This is a genomic window from Citrobacter sp. S-77 (genome assembly GCF_963864895.1).
GTDB lineage: Bacteria > Pseudomonadota > Gammaproteobacteria > Enterobacterales > Enterobacteriaceae > Citrobacter > Citrobacter murliniae.
Genome location: NZ_CAWLWU010000002.1, coordinates 1,291,103 through 1,308,429, shown reverse-complemented (window position 1 = coordinate 1,308,429; position 17,327 = coordinate 1,291,103). Strand labels below are relative to the sequence as shown.

The following is a 17,327-nucleotide window of genomic DNA, read 5'->3' as shown; positions in this document are numbered from 1 at the left end:
AGATAGCGACCACGGCATCGGCCTGATAAGCGAACCACTATCAGGCATGTCAGCGCCACCAGTGCGCGATTTGCCAGCCAAGCCGCGCCGCAACGCGTGCTGCCCTGCCATCATCGTCAAAGCGGGGATTAAATTCAACCATGTCCACCGCCTGTAATTTACCACTGCAACAAAGAGGTTCAATTAAACCCAGTACCGTCGCCAGCGGAACGCCCAGCGCAGCAGGCGCAGACACCGCCGGCATTTCCCAGACCGGTAAAACGTCGAGGTCAATCGTCAGATAGATAACATCTACGCTGGCGACAAACTGTGCTATCTGTGCCTGCGCCTGATGGCAATGCAAATCTTCCACCACAGTGACACCGCGGCGTTGCGCTTCATCCCATAACGCCTGAGTGTTTGCCGCCCGGCTGACACCCACGCAGGCGTAATAAAACTCGCGCTGCTGCTCGTCGCAAAGCTCTGCCAGCTGGCGAAACGGCGTCCCTGATGTGGCCTGTTCGGCATGACGTAAATCCAGATGTGCATCGAGATTCACTATACCCACTTTTGAACGCGGGAACGCATCCAGTAGACCTGCACCGTGAGCAAATGCGGTTTCGTGCCCGCCACCTAATACAAAGGTGCGCATCTCTGCCAGCTGACAGCGTTGTATCGCACTGCGTAGCGCCTGCTGTGCACCTTCAAGGTCCGGGGACTGCGCTACAATATTTCCCAGGTCCACCAGTCTGTCATGACCACTGTGACTGGCTAAATTTGCCAGCGCCTTACGCAGCGCGTCGGGTGCACCGGCCGCCCCCGCACGCCCCTGATTACGTTTCACACCTTCGTCGCAGGCAAATCCAAGCAGCGCAATCTGTTCACGATACATTTCAAGGGCGAACGCCGGACTAAGCGTGATGGTCTGAAACAGACGCAACGCATTCGCTGACTCAACACGATCATCGCGTCCCTGCCAGAGCGCAGGTGATGCGGGTTGCCAGTTCATCATGATATCTGCCCTCTGAATACACGTTGATAAAGTGGGTTGCGGCCAGGTTCGTAGAGAATTTCCACCGGCAGTTGCGCATCCCAGACCACAAAATCGGCAACGAATCCGGCCTTCAGTTGTCCGTGAGTGTCATGACGACCAAGCGCACGAGCCGCATGACGGGTTACGCCAGCCCAGGCCTCCTCTGGCGTTAAGCCAAACTGTACGCAGGCCATATTCATCGCCCAGTGCAGGCTAATAAACGGACTGGTGCCAGGATTGAAATCCGTTGCCACCGCCATTGGCACCTGATAGTGACGCAGCCATTCCACTGGTGGGCGCTGCTGTTCTTTGAGGAAGTAAAATGCCCCCGGCAACAGAACCCCGACCGTACCACTTTGGCTCATCGCCACCACTCCGGCTTCATCCAGGTATTCAATATGATCGGCTGACAAACCGTGGTAGCGGCTTACCAGTTGCGCACCACCAAGCAATGAGAGTTGCTCAACATGACCTTTCACCGGGATGCCCAGTGCCTGAGCGGCCTGAAATACACGCTCACTCTGTGTCAGCGTGAACCCGACGCTTTCACAAAACAGATCGACGGTCTCAAACAGACCTTTTTTCCACAACTGCGGCAAAATAGTCTCGCATACCAGTGTAATGTAGCCATCAGGGTCGTCACGGTACTCCACAGGAGTGGCATGCGCAGCCAACAGCGTAGGGCTGATTTCAATGATATTTTCCGCCGCCAGTGCTGACACCACGCGTAATATCTTCTCTTCAGTCGCTAAATCCAGGCCGTAACCTGATTTAATCTCCAGTAGCGTAACGCCTTCGTTTTTTAGCTGCGCCATCCGCGCCTGCGCTACGCGAAAGAGTTGTTCGGCTGAGGCTCGACGAGTCGCAGAGACGGTAGCATTGATTCCTCCCCCCTGGGCGCTGATTTGCTGATAGGAAACTCCGTTCAGTCTCTGTTCCCATTCGCCTGCGCGATTCCCGCCAAACACCAGGTGCGTATGACAGTCAATCAGACCCGGTGTAATCAGCCGTCCCTGCATATCAAACGTATTATCGTGGGTAAGGTATAACGATGATTCAGGCACAATATCTCGAATCTTACCCTGACGGACGATCAGCGCATGGTCATCCACCAGCCCATACGGTGTATCACGTTCAGGATCCATGGTCGCCAGGCGGACATTGCGCCAGATAGCATCATCAGGGAAAAACTGCTGCATTCGACTCACCACTTGTCATAGGTTGTATAGACATTTATTTTGCATCCTGCGGATGTTGTCAACCTGATGGACCACAATTGTTATCTAATTGTGATATAAGGACTCTCAACGCCAGACATTGCTGCGATAAAAAACAACTTTTTACCTTTTCGCCTTCCCGTTTCGCTCAACTTAGTATAAAAAAGCAGGCTTCAATGGATAACTTTCAAAGCCCGGAGCAACCTGTGAACATATCATCAGTTTCCCGTCTGGCGCTGGCTATGGCTTTTGGCGTGACGCTGACTGCCTGTAGCTCAACCTCGCCCGATCAAATTCCTTCCGATCAGACCGCGCCTGGCACCTCCTCGCGCCCGATTCTGTCGGCGAGTGAAGCCAAAAATTTCGTTGCCGCACACTATTTTTCAGCACTGACGCCAAATACTGCGCCGTGGACCCCTTCTTCTATTTCCCTGCCAGCGCAGCCTGATTTTGTTGTCGGCCCGGCAGGTACGCAAGGCGTTACCCACACCACCATTCAGGCGGCGGTTGATGCAGCAATCATAAAACGTACCAATAAACGTCAATATATCGCCATTATGCCGGGTGAATATCAGGGCACGGTCTACATCCCTGCTGCCACGGGTAGCCTGACCTTATACGGTACAGGCGAAAAACCGCTTGATGTGAAAATCGGCCAGGCCATTGACGGTGATATGAGCACCGCAGACTGGCGTCGTTCAGTGAACCCGGGTGGTAAATATATGCCAGGAAAACCGGCGTGGTATATGTTCGATAACTGCCAGAACAAGCGCGGTCCGAATATTGGCGTGATGTGTTCTGCGGTGGTTTGGTCACAAAACAACGGCCTGCAATTGCAGAATCTGACCATTGAAAACAATCTGGGTGACAGCGTTGATGCAGGTAATCACCCGGCAGTTGCGCTGCGTACCGATGGCGATAAAGTTCAGATTAACAACGTCAATATCCTGGGTCGCCAGAATACCTTCTTCGTTACTAACAGCGGCGTGCAAAACCGTCTGGAAAACGATCGTCAACCGCGTACACTGGTCACTAACAGCTACATTGAAGGCGATGTGGATATCGTGTCTGGTCGCGGCGCGGTGGTGTTTGATAATACTGATTTCCGTGTGGTGAACTCACGAACTCAGCAGGAAGCTTACGTATTTGCCCCGGCAACGCTGTCGAACATTTACTACGGCTTCCTCGTCACCAACAGCCGCTTTACGGCAAGTGGCGATGGTGTGGCGCAACTGGGCCGCTCGCTGGATGTTGATGCGAACACTAATGGTCAGGTGGTTATTCGTGACAGCGTGATCAACGAAGGCTTTAACATGGCGAAACCATGGGCTGACAGTGTTATCGCCAAGCGTCCATTCGCGGGTAACATCGGTGCGGAAGATGATAAAGGTGAAATTCAGCGTAACCTGAACGACACCAACTTTAACCGCATGTGGGAATACAACAACCGCGGTGTCGGTAGTAAAGTGGTTGCAGAGCCGAAGCAGTAATTGTTTAGCGCGATCAAAAAGAGGGCCTGGAGCCCTCTTTTTGATTTCTGTACACCATTCTTACGTCTGCTTACTGAATCCCATAGAAAAGAAAATTCAGCGCTGATTTAATCGTATTTTCATAATCTGCCGCGCTACAAAATTCACAGCCCAACACATGCTCAGGAATGCTGGCAAGCTCGTGTGTCATAAGCACAAAATCTTCCCCCTCTAAATTGAGCATCGGCGTCAATTGTTCACTACGTGGACCTATGTAGTTTCCAGCTGGAAATAAAGGAATCACAACGCGTGTATTTCTCCGCCCTATAATATCGCTCTGAACATCAAGCAAATAGGGGTAGGCTGTCGGTTTCCCCGTATTTTTGTAGGCCATAAATTGCATCGTCAAAACGTCCTGTAGGTATCCGATAGCAGTCCATTCTCTTCCGTTAACTGGTTAAGATAGTCAATGGCAGACTCATTCTCTTTCTTCCAACGGGCAACTTCCAGTTGGTGAATTTCAGCTTTGAGTGCATTCGTCAGGGTCTTTGACATATTGATCCCCGCCGCGCGCGCTTCCTGAATCAGTTGCGGCTCAATTGTTACAGTCACCGTTTTTTTAGTGCGCATTTTCGCGACTGGCATACGCCCCCCTAATACGTGTATTGATATGTGTCTCCTACACACAATATTATCACATATTGCAACGCTTACAGAAAAAAAGCCAGCCCCGAACCAACGGGACTGGCTTAAGATAAGTGATGCGAATGCTTAATACGCGTTAACCACTACCCACATTGGGCCTTGTCCTACCGCATAGCGACCTTTCTCAGTCAGAAGTCCCTGCTCACCAGCGATTTCATACACCGCAATATGGTGTGACTTCTGCCCGGCAGCAATCAGGTATTTACCACTGTGATCGATATTGAATCCACGCGGCTGCGCTTCGGTTGGCTGGAAGCCCTCTTTATTCAGCACGCTACCGTCTTCTGAAACGCTGAACACAGTAATCAAGCTGGCGGTACGGTCACAGGCATACAGATGGCGGCCATCCGGCGTAATATGGATATCCGCAGCCCAGCGGGTATCAGAAAAATCAGCAGGCATCATATCCAGCGTCTGTACACACTCAATTTTGCCGTGCGGATCTTTCAATTCCCAGACGTCAACCGAACTGTTCAGCTCATTGACACAGTAGGCATATTGCTGATTCGGATGGAACGCCATATGGCGTGGCCCTGCACCTTCGACGGTGGTCACTTCCGCGGGATCCTGCGCTATCAGTTTGCCATCATCACAGAGGCCAAACAGGCAGATACGATCCTGCTTCAATGCGGGAACCCACAGAGTGCGATTATCCGGTGAGATATTAGCCGAGTGGCATCCGTCCAGACCTTCCACCACATCCACCAATTCAACCGGCAAACCATCCTCCAGACGCGTCACACTAACGCTACCGGCGTTATACGATCCAACAAAGACAAAACGCCCCTGATGGTCGGTGGAAATATGCGTCGGGCTTCCCGGCAGTGCGGATTCCGCAGCGAAGGTCAACGCACCGTCATCTGGCGCAATACGGTACGCCAGCACACGAAACTCCGGGCGCACACCAACATAGAGGTAGCGCTTATCCGGGCTGACAACCATCGGCTGTACCTGACCCGGTACATCAACCACCTGCACAAGCGTTAGCGAACCTTCGTGATTCAGGCTCCAGACATGGATTTGCTGACTCTCAGGGCTGGCGGTATAAACGGTTTGCTTCATGAATACTCCTTTGCTTTTGGCAAGTGGCTGCAATTGCCTGATACACGCCTAAAGTAGACGCTTTTAACGGGGAATGCTTAATTAAGGCTCATAATTTTGTCCGGCTCCCGACTCGGTGTACCATTCCTGCAGACAAAATTATCAACCTTAATCTGGAAAAACCTATGACCGCACGCGTGATTGCCCTGGATTTAGACGGTACCTTGCTGACACCGAAAAAAACCTTGTTACCATCCTCCCTCGAGGCCCTTTCTCGTGCAAGGGAAGCAGGCTACCAACTTATCATTGTCACAGGTCGCCATCACGTTGCTATTCATCCTTTTTATCAGGCACTGGCGCTGGATACACCTGCAATTTGCTGTAACGGTACTTACTTGTATGATTATCAGGCAAAAAACGTACTGGAATCCGATCCGCTTCCTGTGGAGCAGGCATTGCAGCTGATCGATATGCTGGATGAGCATCAGATCCATGGTCTGATGTACGTAGATGAGGCCATGTTGTATGAACGCCCGACCGGGCATGTGGTTCGTACCGCTAACTGGGCGCAAACCCTGCCGCCGGAACAGCGTCCAACATTCACTCAGGTGTCGTCGTTGGCACAGGCCGCACGTGACGTTAATGCCGTGTGGAAATTTGCTCTGACCGACGAAGATATTCCAAAACTGCAGCAGTTTGGTAAACACGTTGAGCAACAACTGGGACTGGAATGCGAATGGTCCTGGCACGATCAGGTCGATATTGCCCGTAAAGGCAACAGCAAGGGAAGACGCCTTACCCAGTGGATTGAAGCGCAAGGCGGCTCAATGGAGAATGTAATAGCTTTTGGCGATAACTTTAACGATATCAGCATGCTGGAAGCCGCAGGAACCGGTGTTGCGATGGGTAATGCAGACGATGCCGTCAAAGCTCGCGCCAATATTGTGATTGGCGACAACACCACTGACAGCATCGCGAAGTTTATCTATTCTCACCTGTTGTAATCAGGCGGTAATCGATACGCTCTTAATTTGTGCGTACAACCACAGGCCAGGTTTGATGCCCAGCTCATCTCTGGCCCATGGGCTGATTCTTGCCCACAACGTTTTACCGCCCACCTCAAGCTGAACTTCCACCTGCCCGTTATCGTCATAACACTGCGCGACCTTCGCGCGTAATACGTTGCGAATACTGGTTTGCTGCGGCGGTTGTAATACCAGTGAAACATCAGATGCCTGAATGCGGATACGCAGCACGCTTTGCAGCGGCTCATCGAGCTTGTTTACCCACAGATGCTGATCGCCGAGCGCCAGCGCGGTCATGGCATAATGCGGGTGGTGCTCCAGCACACTGACTTTCAGAATACTGCTCTGTTGTTCCTTTGGCAGCCAGGGGTGCATAACGCTACTGCCCCAGACATCTTCCAGCGAGCCAAACGCTTTTACCTGCCCGTTTTCCAGCACCATCACTTTATCGGCCAGATGCAAAATCTCATCCAGAGAGTGGCTGACATATAGCATAGGAATATTGATTTCACGCGCAAGGCGTTGCAGGTAAGGCAACAGTTCCCGTTTACGCGGAATATCCAGCGACGCTAACGGTTCATCCAGCAGCAACAACTCCGGTGCGGTAAGCAACGCCCGACCAATAGCTACACGCTGTTTTTCACCGCCGGAAAGGCTACCCGGCAAACGGTCAAGCAACGGCTCAATTCCCAGCAGCGCTACCAGCTTATTAAACTGTCCGGTCATGCTTTTCGCCATGCCGTAGCGCAGATTACCGCGTACCTTATAATGCGGGAACAGTCGCGCATCCTGGAAAACGTAGCCCACCCGGCGTTTTTCAGGAGTTAAGCAGACTCCCTTTTCAACGTCATTCAACACCCGACCGTTGAGTACAATGCGTCCGGATTGCGGCTTAGTCAGTCCGCTAATCGCGTTAATCAGCGATGTTTTACCTGCGCCGGAAACGCCAAAAATAGCCGTAATACCGCTGGCAGGCAGCGTTTCATTGAGCGTCAGACAGTGGGTTCCTAACGTCTGAGAGAAATTAAGTTCCAGCATGATTATCGCCCCGTCCGCTCGCGGCTAATCCGCGCCAGCCATTCAGAAATAAGCAGTGAAATCAAAGCCAGCACAATAGAAATAATGCATAACCTTGCCGCCGCGCTTTCGCCGCCAGGCGTCTGGATTAGGGTATACATCGCAGAAGGGATCGTGCGAGTTTCACCTGGAATGTTGGAAACAAAGGTAATGGTCGCACCGAACTCACCGAGTGATCGGGCAAACGCCAGTACTGTACCAACAATGATCCCAGGCAGCATCAATGGTAATGTGATGGTCAGGAATACGCGCCAGCGTCCAGCGCCCAACGTTCGAGCTGCCTGCTCCAGTTTGACGTCGACTGCCTCGAGAGCCAGACGGATAGCCCGCACCATGAGTGGGAAGGACATCACTGCCGCGGCAAGAACTGCACCGCGCCAGCTAAACGCAAAGGTAATACCAAACCAGTCATACAACCGCTCGCCGATAAATCCGCGCCGCCCCATGGCGATCAATAACAGATAACCCACTACCACCGGCGGCAGAACCAGAGGCAAATGCAAAACGCTGTCGAGCAGCGCTTTACCTGGAAACTTGCATCGCACAAGCAACCAGGCAAAGAAGATCCCAAACGGCAGACTAAACAGCACGGCCAGGGAAGAAACTTTCAGGCTCAGTATAACGGCCTGCCATTCAGGATCGCTGAGTATCATTACTTGGTCGTAAATCCATAACGTTTAAAGATTTCAGAAGCCTGCGGTCCTTTCAGGTAATCATAGAACGCGCTGACCGTTGCGTTTTTGTGCCCATCAACAATCGCGACAGGGTATTCCACTTTTTTGTGTGAATCTTCCGGGAAAGTCGCCACAACTTTTACGCCTTTGCTGGCAACAGCATCGGAACCGTAAACGATCCCCAGCGGCGCTTCATTACGCTCTACCAGCGCCAGCGCACCACGGACGTCTTCAGCAGGCGCCAGTTTTGGTGCCAGGGTATCCCATGCTCCCAGTTTTTGCAGCGCTTCTTTGGCATAAATGCCCGCCGGAACATGTTCCGGGTCACCAACAGCCAGACGTCCACCGTTCAACAGACTGGTCCAGTTAGTTTTGCTGTCAATGGTAAAGTCTTTCTGTTCACTAGCTTTAGGAGCCACAACAACCAGGCTGTTCCCAAGCAGCGTCTTACGCGTTGCAGTATCGATAGACTTCTTCTCTACCGCATAATCCATCCATTTCTGGTCGGCAGAAATAAATAGATCGGCTGGTGCTCCAGCTTCAATCTGACGCGCCAGCGTAGAAGATGAGGCAAAAGAGGAGACAACATCGACATTCTTTTCTTTTTTATAAACCGCTGCAATGTCCTGCATCGCGTTTGTCAACGAAGCCGCTGCGAACACCGTAATTTTACCTTCATCCGCCAGCGCATGCCCGGCAACAGAAAGAGAGAGCGTTGCCCCTGCAAACAAGCGTAACCATGAACGTGCCATCTGTAACTCCTTTGAGTTTCGTTATGTATGCAACAATATAACGATTAAACCAGGGTTTTCCCAGTGGTTATTGATACCAATTAGAGGTTACACAAAGAAAATATCGGCAAGAAAAGCAGGATCTTGAGGAACGATGCACAAAGGATTTCGAGTGATATTGAGCGGAGGCAAATAACAAAAATGCGACTTAAAGGACGAAGAAGATAAAACGCCCGACTGAGCGGGCGTTTGGGGAATCAATGATTCTGTCTGGACTGGTCTTTCTGACCGATACCGGAAAAAATGTTGAACACTTCACCCAGTCCGTAAATCAGACCCAGAATGACGGCCATTACCACAGGTACCATGATTACGGCGAATACCAGACTTTTCAATAACTCTAACATGGTCAACTCCAGATATAGTCCTTAGTTGTATTCTAACCACATAACGTAGAAAAGCACTCCCCTTTTGTGCTGTCGGCTTTGCGCGCGCGCGGTTTTCCGTCACAATACCCTTTTTTGCCAGGAGCTCGTTATGCAGGCCGAAATCCTCCTTACCCTGAAACTTCAGGAAAAACTGTTTGCCGATCCCCGCCGCATTTCTCTGCTAAAGCACATTGCGCTTTCCGGCTCCATCAGCCAGGGCGCGAAGGATGCGGGCATCAGTTATAAAAGTGCCTGGGATGCCATTAACGAAATGAATCAGCTCAGCGAGCAGACGTTGGTTGATCGTGCTACTGGTGGCAAAGGCGGCGGCGGCGCGGTATTGACCCGTTATGGTCAGCGCCTGATTCAACTGTATGATTTACTCGCACAAATTCAACAAAAGGCGTTTGATGTTCTGAGCGATGACGATGCGCTCCCGCTCAATAGCTTGCTGGCGGCTATCTCCCGTTTTTCACTGCAAACCAGTGCCCGAAATCAGTGGTTTGGCACTATTACCGCTCGCGACCACAATCAGGTTCAGCAGCATGTCGATGTCCTGCTGGCCGATGGCGAAACGCGGCTAAAAGTCGCACTGACGGCGCAAAGCGGTGAACGTCTCGGGCTTGAAGAAGGCAAAGAAGTTCTGGTTCTGCTTAAAGCACCGTGGGTAGGGATTACGCAGGATAAACGCGTGGCTCAGGCCGCTGACAACCAGTTGCAAGGGACAATTAGCCATATTGAGCGCGGGACAGAACAGTGCGAGGTGTTAATGACCCTACCCGATGGCCAAACGCTATGTGCCACCCTGCCACGTGAAGAGGCGGCAGACCTGACAGAAGGCACCGCTGTGACAGCGTATTTCAATGCCGACCGAGTGATTATCGCCACGTTGTGCTAAGTCGATTGACATCGACCCGCAGAACACGTATCCCTGTTATTAATCGCTGCAATAAATGGGATACAAAATGTCATCGTTGCAAATTTCGCAAGGCACGTTTCGTCTGAGTGACACGAAAACGCTGCAGTTGAATACCTTTGTTTTGAACGCAGGTGATAGCTGGGCGTTTGTTGGCTCTAATGGCAGCGGGAAATCCGCACTGGCCCGGGCACTGGCGGGAGAGCTACCGCTACTCAAAGGTGAACGCCAGTGCCACTTCACGCGTATAACCCGACTCTCATTTGAGCAGCTACAAAAGCTGGTCAGCGATGAATGGCAGCGTAACAATACCGATCTTCTTAGTCCGGGTGAAGACGATACCGGACGAACCACCGCAGAGATTATCCAGGCTGAAGTTAACGATCCCGCCCGTTGTTCAACGCTGGCGCAACAGTTTGGTATTACCTCCCTGCTCGACCGACGTTTCAAATACCTCTCTACCGGTGAAACACGCAAAGCTTTACTTTGTCAGGCGCTGATGTCGGAACCGGAGTTACTGATACTTGATGAACCGTTTGACGGGCTGGACGTTGCGTCACGTCAACAGTTAGCGGATCTGCTCGCTTCGTTGCATCAGACGGGCTATACGCTGGTACTGGTCCTCAACCGCTTTGATGAAATTCCAGACTTCGTGCAGTTTGCAGGCGTGCTTGCCGATTGCACATTGACAGAAAGCGGCGAGAAAGCCGACTTACTGCAACAGGCGCTGATTGCCCAACTTGCTCACAGCGAACAACTTGACGGTATTACGTTGCCCGAGCCTGATGAACCTTCAGTCAGCCTCGCACTTCCCACAGACGATGCCCGCATTGTGCTCAAAGATGGCGTAGTCTCTTATAATGATCGTCCTATCCTCCATGGCCTGAGCTGGCAGGTAAAGCCGGGTGAACACTGGCAAATTGTCGGCCCTAATGGCGCAGGGAAATCGACCCTGCTCAGTTTAATTACCGGCGATCATCCGCAAGGTTATAGCAACGATCTGACCCTGTTCGGCCGCCGACGTGGCAGCGGTGAAACCATCTGGGATATTAAAAAGCACATTGGCTATGTCAGCAGCAGTCTGCATCTGGATTACCGGGTGAGTACCACGGTGCGCAACGTTATTCTCTCGGGTTTCTTTGATTCAATCGGCATCTATCAGGCGGTTTCAGACCGGCAACATAAGCTGGCGCAACGTTGGTTAGACATTTTGGGAATGGATAAACGCACTGCGGATGCCCCGTTCCACAGTCTTTCCTGGGGACAGCAACGGCTGGCACTGATTGTCCGCGCGCTAGTCAAGCATCCTACTCTGCTGATCCTCGACGAACCGTTGCAAGGGCTGGACCCGCTAAATCGTCAGTTGATCCGCCGTTTTGTCGATATCCTTATCAGTGAAGGAGAAACTCAGTTGTTGTTTGTTTCTCACCACGCCGAAGATGCGCCAACCTGTATAACTCATCGACTGGAGTTTATCCCTGAGGGCGATATCTATATCTATCGACAAACATCCCTGCGTTAGTTTTCATTCGCTGGCATTTAGAGGCGCCTTTTTTCACGATCTTTTTCGGATAAAAGGCGCAATCATTAAGAAACTCTATGAGTTACAATCAAATAATTGACGTCAATTTGTGATTTTATCCAAGTGTAAACGATTCCACTAATTTATTCCATGTCACACTTTTCGCATCTTTGTTATGCTATGGTTATTGCATACCATAGGCTTAACGGAGCGAATTATGAGAGTATTGGTTACAGGTGGTAGCGGTTACATAGGAAGCCACACTTGTGTGCAGTTACTGAAAAACGGTCACGACGTCGTGATCCTTGATAACCTCTGCAACAGTAAGCGCAGCGTCCTGCCGGTGATCGAACGTTTAGGTGGAAAGCATCCGACCTTCGTTGAAGGTGATATTCGTAACGAAGCACTGCTCACCGAAATTCTGCACGATCATGCCATTGATACGGTCATTCACTTTGCTGGCCTGAAGGCTGTTGGTGAATCTGTCACCAAACCGCTGGAGTACTACGACAACAACGTGAACGGTACTCTGCGTCTGGTAAACGCTATGCGCGCTGCTAACGTGAAGAACTTCATATTCAGTTCCTCCGCAACAGTCTATGGCGATCAGCCAAAAATTCCTTACGTTGAAAGTTTCCCCACTGGTACTCCGCAAAGCCCGTACGGCAAAAGCAAACTGATGGTGGAGCAGATCCTGACCGATCTGCAAAAAGCACAACCAGAGTGGAGCATTGCCCTACTGCGCTACTTCAATCCGGTTGGCGCACACCCATCAGGTGATATGGGTGAAGATCCGCAAGGTATTCCAAATAATCTGATGCCTTACATCGCTCAGGTTGCCGTTGGCCGCCGCGAGTCTCTTGCCGTATTTGGCAACGACTACCCTACCGAAGATGGCACTGGCGTTCGTGATTATATCCACGTGATGGATCTCGCTGACGGTCACGTTGCCGCCATGGAAAAACTGGCTGGTATTCAGGGCGTGCATATTTACAACCTCGGAGCCGGCGTCGGCAGCAGCGTTCTGGACGTGGTCAACGCCTTCAGCAAAGCCTGCGGTAAACCAGTTAACTACCATTTTGCGCCACGCCGTGACGGCGATCTTCCTGCTTACTGGGCTGATGCCAGCAAAGCTGACCGCGAACTGAACTGGCGGGTTACCCGTACGCTGGATGAAATGGCACAGGATACCTGGCACTGGCAGTCACGCCATCCGCAAGGATACCCGGACTAAGGATTTGTCATGACACAATTTAATCCCATCGATCATCCACATCGCCGCTTTAACCCACTTACCGGGCAGTGGATACTCGTTTCGCCACATCGCGCTAAGCGTCCCTGGCAAGGGGCGCAGGAAACACCGTCTAAGCAGGTTTTGCCCGCTCATGATCCGGACTGTTTCCTGTGTGCGGGCAACACACGCGTCACTGGCGATAAAAATCCGAATTACACGGGTACCTTTGTCTTTACCAATGATTTTGCTGCCCTGATGTCCGATACCCCGGACGCGCCAGACAGCCACGATCCATTGATGCGTTGCCAGAGCGCACGCGGTACCAGCCGCGTTATTTGCTTCTCGCCCGATCACAGTAAAACGTTGCCGGAACTCAGCGTTCCTGCGCTGACGGAAATAGTGAAAACCTGGCAAGAACAGACAGCAGATCTGGGGAAAACCTACCCCTGGGTTCAGGTGTTTGAAAATAAAGGCGCGGCGATGGGCTGCTCAAACCCGCATCCACACGGGCAGATTTGGGCCAATAGTTTCCTGCCCAACGAAGCCGAACGCGAAGACAGGCAGCAAAAAGCATATTTCACCGAACAGGGCACGCCAATGCTGTTCGATTATGTCCAGCGTGAACTGACGGATGGCAGCCGTACGGTTGTGGAGACCGAACACTGGCTGGCGGTAGTACCTTACTGGGCAGCATGGCCGTTCGAAACGCTACTGCTGCCGAAAGCACATGTGCTGCGTATTACCGATTTGACCGACGAGCAACGTACCGACCTGGCGCTGGCACTGAAAAAACTGACCAGTCGATACGACAACCTGTTCCAGTGCTCTTTCCCCTATTCCATGGGATGGCACGGTGCGCCATTTAATGGCGAAGAAAATGAGCACTGGCAGTTGCATGCGCATTTTTATCCGCCCCTGCTGCGTTCCGCTACCGTACGTAAATTTATGGTCGGTTACGAAATGCTGGCGGAAACCCAGCGCGACCTGACGGCAGAACAAGCCGCTGAACGTCTGCGTGCGGTCAGCGACATCCATTTTCGCGAATCCGGAGTTTAAATAATGAGTCTGAAAGAAAAAACACAATCTCTGTTTGCAGAAACTTTTGGCTACCCTGCCACCCACACTATTCAGGCTCCGGGTCGCGTTAATTTGATTGGCGAACATACCGATTATAACGACGGTTTCGTCCTGCCTTGCGCCATCGACTACCAAACCGTTATCAGTTGTGCGACGCGGGACGATCGCAAGGTCCGCGTGATCGCAGCTGACTACGACAATCAGATTGATGAGTTCTCTCTTGATGCACCGATTATCGCCCATGACAGCCAGCAATGGTCAAACTATGTGCGTGGCGTCGTGAAACATCTGCAAAAGCGTAATAACACTTTTGGCGGTGCCGATCTGGTGGTTAGCGGCAATGTGCCACAGGGCGCGGGCTTAAGTTCCTCCGCCTCGCTGGAGGTGGCCGTAGGCACCGTGTTCCAGCAGCTTTATCATCTGCCGCTCGATGGCGCACAGATTGCCCTGAACGGTCAGGAAGCCGAAAACCAGTTTGTTGGTTGTAACTGCGGCATCATGGATCAGCTAATCTCCGCACTGGGCAAAAAAGATCATGCGCTACTGATCGACTGCCGTACGCTGGGCACTAAAGCGGTTTCCATGCCTGAAGGTGTTGCTGTCGTGATCATCAACAGCAACTTTAAACGTACGCTGGTTGGCAGTGAGTACAACACCCGTCGTGAACAATGCGAAACCGGCGCGCGTTTCTTCCAGCAACCAGCACTGCGTGATGTCAGCCTTGAGACATTTAACACCGTCGCGCACGAACTGGATCCGATCGTAGCCAAACGCGTTCGCCACGTGATCACAGAAAATGCCCGCACCGTTGAAGCGGCAGACGCACTGGAAAAAGGCGATCTGCTGCGTATGGGCCAACTGATGGCAGAATCTCATGCTTCAATGCGCGATGACTTCGAAATCACCGTGCCGCAGATTGATACGCTTGTCGAGATTGTTAAAGCGACCATCGGCGATCAGGGCGGTGTGCGCATGACCGGCGGCGGTTTTGGCGGCTGCATTGTGGCGCTGATCCCGCAAGCTCTGGTTCCTGCCGTACAGCAGGCTGTCGCCACACAGTACGAAGCAAAAACAGGTATCAAAGAGACCTTCTACGTCTGTAAACCTTCACAAGGAGCCGGACAGTGCTGAATGAAATTCCCGTACTGGCCCCCGACGGCCAGCCGTTTCGCCTGCTAACCCTGCGTAATGACGCAGGGATGGTTGTCACCTTGATGGACTGGGGCGCGACTCTTTTGTCTGCCCGCATTCCGCTCAGCGATGGTAGCGTGCGCGAAGCATTGCTTGGCTGTGCCAGCCCGGAGCAATACCCGGATCAGGCCGCGTTTCTGGGCGCTTCAATAGGTCGCTATGCTAACCGTATCGCTAACAGTCGTTACACTTTCTCTGGTGAAATCATCGAATTACTGCCAAGCCAGGGTGAAAACCAGCTACATGGCGGGCCAGACGGTTTCGATAAACGACGCTGGCAGATAGTGAATCAAAACGACCGTCAGGTGTTGTTTGCATTAACGTCTGAAGATGGCGACCAGGGCTTCCCTGGCCATCTTTGCGCAACGGCGCAGTACCGCCTGACTGACGATAATCGCATTTCGATCACCTACCGCGCGACGGTCGATAAGCCCTGCCCGGTGAATATGACGAATCACGTTTATTTTAATCTCGACGGTGACAAAACCGATGTTCGTCAACATAAGCTACAGATTTTGGCCGATGAGTACCTGCCGGTTGATGAAACAGGGATCCCACGCGCTGGTCTGAAATCCGTTGCGGAAACCTCTTTTGATTTCCGCGCACCAAAAGTTATCGATAGCGAATTTTTGGCCGACGACGACCAGCGCAAGGTTAAGGGATACGATCATGCCTTCTTGCTACAGGCACAGGGCGATATCCGCAAACCGGTCGCTCACCTGTGGTCACAGGATGAAAAACTGCACATGGAGGTCTACACCTCTGCTCCGGCATTGCAGTTCTACTCCGGGAATTTCCTCGGCGGCACCCCCTCTCGTGGACCAGAAGCTTATGCCGACTGGCAGGGTCTGGCGCTGGAAAGTGAATTCCTGCCGGACAGCCCGAATCATCAGGAATGGCCTCAACCAGACTGCTTCCTGCGCCCTGGCGAAGAGTACGCCAGCGTGACGGAATACCGATTTATTCCTGCCTGATAATTAACCGTAACGAGTCCGATAGCGTAAGTTTATCGGGCTCGTTGTTTATTACCCACATCAAACCCGCTCATAATCCCACCGTTCAAAGACAAAATAGCAACCTTGAGTTCACAAGAACCTTACACTGTGTCGCTATTTTCGCTATGGTTATGCGTAAGCATTGCCGCTGACGCATCACGGCAATATAATGAGAATTATTATCATTCGATAAAGCTTGAGGAGTGAGAGTATGGCTGTAACTAAGCTGGTTCTGGTACGTCACGGTGAAAGTCAGTGGAACAACGAAAACCGCTTCACCGGTTGGTATGATGTCGATCTGTCAGAGAAAGGCGTGGGCGAAGCAAAGGCAGCAGGTAAACTGCTGAAAGAGGAAGGCTACAGCTTCGATTTTGCTTACACCTCTGTGCTGAAACGTGCCATCCACACCCTGTGGAACGTGCTGGATGAACTGGATCAGGCCTGGCTGCCTGTTGAAAAATCCTGGAAACTGAATGAGCGTCACTACGGTGCGCTGCAGGGTCTGAACAAAGCAGAAACCGCAGAAAAATACGGTGACGAGCAGGTTAAACAATGGCGTCGTGGTTTTGCGGTAACCCCGCCAGAACTGACCAAAGACGATGAGCGCTATCCGGGTCACGATCCGCGTTATGCACAACTGACCGACAAAGAGCTACCGCTAACTGAAAGCCTGGCGCTAACCATCGATCGTGTTATCCCATACTGGAACGAAACCATTCTGCCGCGCATGAAAAGCGGTGAGCGCGTGATTATCGCCGCTCACGGTAACTCCCTGCGTGCGCTGGTGAAGTACCTGGATAATATGGGCGAAGATGAAATTCTGGAACTCAACATTCCGACCGGTGTACCGCTGGTGTATGAGTTTGACGAAAACTTCAAACCAATCAAACATTACTATCTGGGTAACGCCGACGAAATCGCAGCAAAAGCTGCTGCCGTTGCCAACCAGGGTAAAGCGAAGTAATGTATTTTGCCCGGTAGCGCAAGCTTACCGGGCCTACTATTGCTTATTC

Annotated in this window: 18 protein-coding genes; 9 read left to right on the top strand and 9 right to left on the bottom strand. The window is 51.9% G+C overall.

Annotated features, from left to right (window positions below):
- Positions 1-49 precede the first annotated feature (49 nt).
- Both hutG and hutI read right to left on the bottom strand, forming a co-directional pair.
- Complete coding sequence (gene hutG, locus AACS05_RS06780) at positions 50-991, bottom strand: formimidoylglutamase (protein ID WP_045441146.1); 942 nt, start codon at positions 989-991, stop codon at positions 50-52.
- Positions 988-2,211 carry an imidazolonepropionase gene (hutI, locus tag AACS05_RS06775; protein WP_045441145.1) on the bottom strand — a complete coding sequence of 408 codons (1,224 nt, stop codon included), beginning with the start codon at positions 2,209-2,211 and terminating at the stop codon, positions 988-990. The genes hutG and hutI overlap by 4 nt, the downstream gene beginning before the upstream one ends.
- A 224-nt stretch (positions 2,212-2,435) precedes the next feature.
- Between hutI and AACS05_RS06770 the strand changes: the two genes are divergently transcribed.
- A complete protein-coding gene (locus AACS05_RS06770) occupies positions 2,436-3,719 on the top strand; it encodes a putative acyl-CoA thioester hydrolase (RefSeq protein ID WP_045449508.1) in 1,284 nt (427 codons plus the stop codon).
- 70 nt (positions 3,720-3,789) lie between these two features.
- Here AACS05_RS06770 and AACS05_RS06765 read toward each other — a convergent pair whose 3' ends face one another.
- From AACS05_RS06765 to pgl, 3 genes are all read right to left on the bottom strand, one after another.
- Positions 3,790-4,101: a CcdB family protein gene (locus AACS05_RS06765; protein WP_045441144.1), complete on the bottom strand. Its 312-nt coding sequence runs from the start codon at positions 4,099-4,101 to the stop codon at positions 3,790-3,792.
- Between the two features lie 2 nt (positions 4,102-4,103).
- Complete coding sequence (locus AACS05_RS06760) at positions 4,104-4,343, bottom strand: type II toxin-antitoxin system CcdA family antitoxin (protein ID WP_045441143.1); 240 nt, start codon at positions 4,341-4,343, stop codon at positions 4,104-4,106.
- 126 nt (positions 4,344-4,469) lie between these two features.
- Positions 4,470-5,465, bottom strand: a complete 996-nt coding sequence (gene pgl, locus AACS05_RS06755) for a 6-phosphogluconolactonase (RefSeq protein ID WP_045441142.1) — start codon at positions 5,463-5,465, stop codon at positions 4,470-4,472.
- Between the two features lie 164 nt (positions 5,466-5,629).
- On the opposite strand from pgl, the gene AACS05_RS06750 reads away from it, so the two are divergent.
- Positions 5,630-6,448: a pyridoxal phosphatase gene (locus AACS05_RS06750; RefSeq protein ID WP_045441141.1), complete on the top strand. Its 819-nt coding sequence runs from the start codon at positions 5,630-5,632 to the stop codon at positions 6,446-6,448.
- Here AACS05_RS06750 and modC read toward each other — a convergent pair whose 3' ends face one another.
- From modC to AACS05_RS06730, 4 genes are all read right to left on the bottom strand, one after another.
- Entirely contained in the window at positions 6,449-7,507 is a 1,059-nt protein-coding gene (gene modC, locus AACS05_RS06745; RefSeq protein ID WP_045441140.1) for a molybdenum ABC transporter ATP-binding protein ModC, read from the bottom strand.
- 2 nt (positions 7,508-7,509) lie between these two features.
- Entirely contained in the window at positions 7,510-8,199 is a 690-nt protein-coding gene (modB, locus tag AACS05_RS06740; RefSeq protein WP_045441139.1) for a molybdate ABC transporter permease subunit, read from the bottom strand.
- Positions 8,199-8,972, bottom strand: coding sequence for a molybdate ABC transporter substrate-binding protein (gene modA, locus AACS05_RS06735; protein WP_045441138.1), 774 nt, complete (start codon positions 8,970-8,972; stop codon positions 8,199-8,201). The genes modB and modA overlap by 1 nt, the downstream gene beginning before the upstream one ends.
- Before the next feature lie 236 nt (positions 8,973-9,208).
- Complete coding sequence (locus AACS05_RS06730) at positions 9,209-9,358, bottom strand: AcrZ family multidrug efflux pump-associated protein (RefSeq protein WP_045441137.1); 150 nt, start codon at positions 9,356-9,358, stop codon at positions 9,209-9,211.
- 130 nt (positions 9,359-9,488) lie between these two features.
- On the opposite strand from AACS05_RS06730, the gene modE reads away from it, so the two are divergent.
- From modE to gpmA, 7 genes are all read left to right on the top strand, one after another.
- Entirely contained in the window at positions 9,489-10,277 is a 789-nt protein-coding gene (gene modE / locus AACS05_RS06725; protein ID WP_045441136.1) for a molybdenum-dependent transcriptional regulator, read from the top strand.
- Positions 10,278-10,344: 67 nt separating this feature from the next.
- Complete coding sequence (modF, locus tag AACS05_RS06720; protein ID WP_045441135.1) at positions 10,345-11,817, top strand: molybdate ABC transporter ATP-binding protein ModF; 1,473 nt, start codon at positions 10,345-10,347, stop codon at positions 11,815-11,817.
- Positions 11,818-12,034: 217 nt separating this feature from the next.
- Positions 12,035-13,051, top strand: a complete 1,017-nt coding sequence (galE, locus tag AACS05_RS06715; RefSeq protein WP_045441134.1) for a UDP-glucose 4-epimerase GalE — start codon at positions 12,035-12,037, stop codon at positions 13,049-13,051.
- A gap of 9 nt (positions 13,052-13,060) precedes the next feature.
- Positions 13,061-14,107, top strand: a complete 1,047-nt coding sequence (galT, locus tag AACS05_RS06710; protein ID WP_045441133.1) for a galactose-1-phosphate uridylyltransferase — start codon at positions 13,061-13,063, stop codon at positions 14,105-14,107.
- Positions 14,108-14,110: 3 nt separating this feature from the next.
- Positions 14,111-15,259 (top strand): galactokinase, encoded by a 1,149-nt coding sequence (gene galK, locus AACS05_RS06705; RefSeq protein WP_045441132.1) that lies wholly within the window; start codon positions 14,111-14,113, stop codon positions 15,257-15,259.
- Positions 15,253-16,293 carry a galactose-1-epimerase gene (galM, locus tag AACS05_RS06700; RefSeq protein WP_045441131.1) on the top strand — a complete coding sequence of 347 codons (1,041 nt, stop codon included), beginning with the start codon at positions 15,253-15,255 and terminating at the stop codon, positions 16,291-16,293. Before galK ends, galM begins: the two co-directional genes overlap by 7 nt.
- 232 nt (positions 16,294-16,525) lie before the next feature.
- Entirely contained in the window at positions 16,526-17,278 is a 753-nt protein-coding gene (gene gpmA / locus AACS05_RS06695; protein WP_045441130.1) for a 2,3-diphosphoglycerate-dependent phosphoglycerate mutase, read from the top strand.
- Positions 17,279-17,327: the final 49 nt, after the last annotated feature.

Coding starts and splice junctions, on each gene's coding strand:
- galE (WP_045441134.1), top strand. CDS start 12,035: ATGAGAGTATTGGTTACAGGTGGTAGCGGTTACATAGGAAGCCACACT.
- modF (WP_045441135.1), top strand. CDS start 10,345: ATGTCATCGTTGCAAATTTCGCAAGGCACGTTTCGTCTGAGTGACACG.
- AACS05_RS06750 (WP_045441141.1), top strand. CDS start 5,630: ATGACCGCACGCGTGATTGCCCTGGATTTAGACGGTACCTTGCTGACA.
- modA (WP_045441138.1), bottom strand. CDS start 8,972: ATGGCACGTTCATGGTTACGCTTGTTTGCAGGGGCAACGCTCTCTCTT.
- AACS05_RS06730 (WP_045441137.1), bottom strand. CDS start 9,358: ATGTTAGAGTTATTGAAAAGTCTGGTATTCGCCGTAATCATGGTACCT.
- galK (WP_045441132.1), top strand. CDS start 14,111: ATGAGTCTGAAAGAAAAAACACAATCTCTGTTTGCAGAAACTTTTGGC.
- pgl (WP_045441142.1), bottom strand. CDS start 5,465: ATGAAGCAAACCGTTTATACCGCCAGCCCTGAGAGTCAGCAAATCCAT.
- AACS05_RS06765 (WP_045441144.1), bottom strand. CDS start 4,101: ATGCAATTTATGGCCTACAAAAATACGGGGAAACCGACAGCCTACCCC.
- gpmA (WP_045441130.1), top strand. CDS start 16,526: ATGGCTGTAACTAAGCTGGTTCTGGTACGTCACGGTGAAAGTCAGTGG.
- hutI (WP_045441145.1), bottom strand. CDS start 2,211: ATGCAGCAGTTTTTCCCTGATGATGCTATCTGGCGCAATGTCCGCCTG.
- modC (WP_045441140.1), bottom strand. CDS start 7,507: ATGCTGGAACTTAATTTCTCTCAGACGTTAGGAACCCACTGTCTGACG.
- modB (WP_045441139.1), bottom strand. CDS start 8,199: ATGATACTCAGCGATCCTGAATGGCAGGCCGTTATACTGAGCCTGAAA.
- modE (WP_045441136.1), top strand. CDS start 9,489: ATGCAGGCCGAAATCCTCCTTACCCTGAAACTTCAGGAAAAACTGTTT.
- hutG (WP_045441146.1), bottom strand. CDS start 991: ATGATGAACTGGCAACCCGCATCACCTGCGCTCTGGCAGGGACGCGAT.
- galT (WP_045441133.1), top strand. CDS start 13,061: ATGACACAATTTAATCCCATCGATCATCCACATCGCCGCTTTAACCCA.
- AACS05_RS06760 (WP_045441143.1), bottom strand. CDS start 4,343: ATGCCAGTCGCGAAAATGCGCACTAAAAAAACGGTGACTGTAACAATT.